Below are 2746 nucleotides of genomic sequence, written 5' to 3'. Positions count from 1 at the left end.
CCCCGACGGTCGGTCAAAATCCCCCGGGTGAGGTCACCTCAAACTCCCCCACCTGATTCCGCCTGGCTGGGCGGCTGATCGGCCGCAAAGCGCGTAGCAGGACGTTTATTTTCGCCCCCTTTAGGGAAGAGGGGACCGGGAGTTGAACGTCTTGAAGCCGCATCTGCAAAGCACCGTATTTACGTTACTTGAGCGCCAGACGAGCCAACGAGAGATCCAGCGGCTGACGGGGATCGACCGCAAGACGATCCGGCGCTACCAGGCGATTTTCGTGTCCCGGCGAGCGGCGGAGGCAAATTCCCCCGGGGTGACCGCCGGCTCCGAGGCCGCGGATGGCCAAACTCCCCCACCTCCGCGACCGCCGGCTATCGGCATGAAGGTGGCCGCCAAGACGTTTGATTTCGCCCGCTCAGCGTGTGAACCGCATCGGGAATGGATCGAGCAGCAGGTCCGTCTGAAGCGCAATGCGCAGGCGATCTACCAGGATCTGGTTGATCAGCTCGGCTTCACTGCCAGCTACGAGAGCGTCAAGCGTTTCGTGCGCGCCTTGCGCCACATCGATCCCAAACAGTTTGACCGTCTCGAGTTTGCCCCCGGCGAGGAAGCCCAGGTCGATTATGGCGAAGGCGCGCTGACCCGTGATCCGAAGAGCGGTCGTTACCGCCGGCCGCGCCTGTTCGTGATGACCCTGCGCTACTCGCGGCGTAGCTTCCGGCGGGTGGTCTGGGAAGTCGAGCCAGCAGATCTGGGCACAGCTCCACGAAGGGGCTTTTCGATATTTTGGCGGCGCCGTCGGCTATGTCGTGCTCGATAATCTGAAGGAAGGCGTCGTCACGCCCGACCTTTACGAGCCCGAGCTCAACCGGCTCTACGGCGCGGTGCTCGCGCATTACGGCGTCGTCGCCGATCCGGCACGGGTGCGGGACCCGAACCGCAAGGGGACCGTGGAGAACGCGATCCAGCACACCCAGGGCACCGCGCTCGCCGGGCGGCGCTTCGAATCACTCGAGGCTCAGAACAGCTTTCTGGAGCACTGGGAGACGAACTGGGCTTCCAAACGCATCCATGGCAGCATGAGGCGTCAGGTCGAGGCCATGTTCCAGGAGGAGAAGCCGCATCTGCGGCCATTGCCCGCGACCGGCTTCCGTTACTTCTCCGAGCTCGTGCGTACCGTCTACGACGACACCACCGTGCGGGTGGATCACAGCGACTATGCCGCGCGCCCCGCGCCGATCGGCAGCCAGGTCGTGGTACGCCTTTACGAGACCACGATCGAGATCCGCGACCGCAGCACCCAGGCGCTGCTGCGCGTTCATGCCCGCGCCGCACGGCCGGGTTCGCTCAAACTGCCGCACAACGAGCGCCCGTTCAATCCATCTCGTCAGACCGCCTTCCTGCTGGCAAGCGCCGGCGACATCGGACCGCAAGCGAAGGCGCTCTGTCAGCACCTGTTCGACACCGAAGGTCGCGTTGGACAACGCGCGATGTGGGGCATTGTCGGACTTGCGAAGAAGTATCCCGCCCGGCTCGTCGAGCAAGCCTGCGATCACGCGATGCGTCATCACATCCATCGCTACAAACAGGTGCGCGCCATCGTTGAGCGATTGTTCGAGCGGGCGCTCGAGCGCGTCGATCAGGCACCACAACTCACGCTGTCTCTGACGCAGGATCATCCACTGATCCGTCCCGCAGACGAGTACGGCGAACTCTTTCGCCTCGGCGCCCAGAACCGTGCCAGCATCGAGCGCCGGCCCGGCAACAACGGCAATGATCAGCCCGCACCAAACCGCGCTCGCGTCGTCTCCGCAATCCCGGCCAGCTCCGACGACGCGAGCGCTCCCGCCGAGACCTTGATTGCCGATCAACTCTGCCTTTCAACCTCCACAGGAGATCATTCGGAATGACCATGACCTTGCCAGAAATTGATCGCTGCCTACGACAGTTGCGGCTGTCGGGCATACGCGACACGCTCGAGACCCGCGTCCTGCAGGCCCAGGGCGCCAGCCAACCGTTCCTCGAGACCTTCTGCCTGCTCCTGCAGGACGAACTCGATCGTCGTCAGTCCCGTCTCATCGCTCGCCGCTACCAGCAATCCGGGCTTGAAGAGAAGCTCACGCTCGCGGAGTTCGACTGGTCCTTCAATCCCAAACTGCCGCGTCAGGCCTGCTTCCAGCTGCATGCGCTGAAGTTTGTCGCGGTCGGTGAAAACGCTCTGTTCATTGGCAAGCCCGGCACCGGAAAATCGCACGTGGCCAAGGCCGTCGCCTACCAGGCCATCCTGCAAGGCCACAAGGTCCAGTATCTCGAGGCCGATGACTTCTTCAACCGTTACGCCCTCAGCCCCGCCGCTCAGCGCGAAGCTCGACTGCGGAGCATCTCTGACTGCGATCTGCTTGTGCTTGACGATCTGTTCCTCGCTCGCACCATCCCCGACGAAGCCGGCGCTTTGCTGCAGAATCTGATCCATCAACGCTACAAATTGCACCGCAGCGTCATCGTCACGTCCAATCGCGTCGTGCAGGATTGGGGCGCTTATCTCCGCGACAACACCATGAGCACGACGATCCTTGACCGCCTCATGCACCATTGTCATCTGCTTGAGTTCGACGGCCGCAGCTACCGCCTCAAGGAAGCCGCCGAAGCCCTTGCACGCAAAACCCAGTCAACCTAAAAGCCTCTTGTCCTGCTCCACAAGTGGGGGAGTTTGCGCGACCACAGGTGGGGGAATTTGAAGTGACCGTCCGGG

The 2746-nt window shown here is 62.9% G+C and carries 1 protein-coding gene and 1 pseudogene; both read left to right on the top strand.

Annotated elements, in window-relative coordinates; translation table 11 throughout:
- Positions 1–107: 107 nt before the first annotated feature.
- Positions 108–1713: pseudogene (istA, locus tag KIP88_RS45490) on the top strand (IS21 family transposase); the annotation flags it as partial.
- A gap of 193 nt (positions 1714–1906) precedes the next feature.
- Entirely contained in the window at positions 1907–2671 is a 765-nt protein-coding gene (istB, locus tag KIP88_RS45485) for an IS21-like element helper ATPase IstB (RefSeq protein ID WP_197424055.1), read from the top strand.
- Positions 2672–2746: the final 75 nt, after the last annotated feature.

It is taken from the genome of Bradyrhizobium sp. SRL28 (assembly GCF_018596315.1).
GTDB lineage: Bacteria > Pseudomonadota > Alphaproteobacteria > Rhizobiales > Xanthobacteraceae > Bradyrhizobium.
This window is presented reverse-complemented; position numbering and strand designations above follow the sequence as displayed.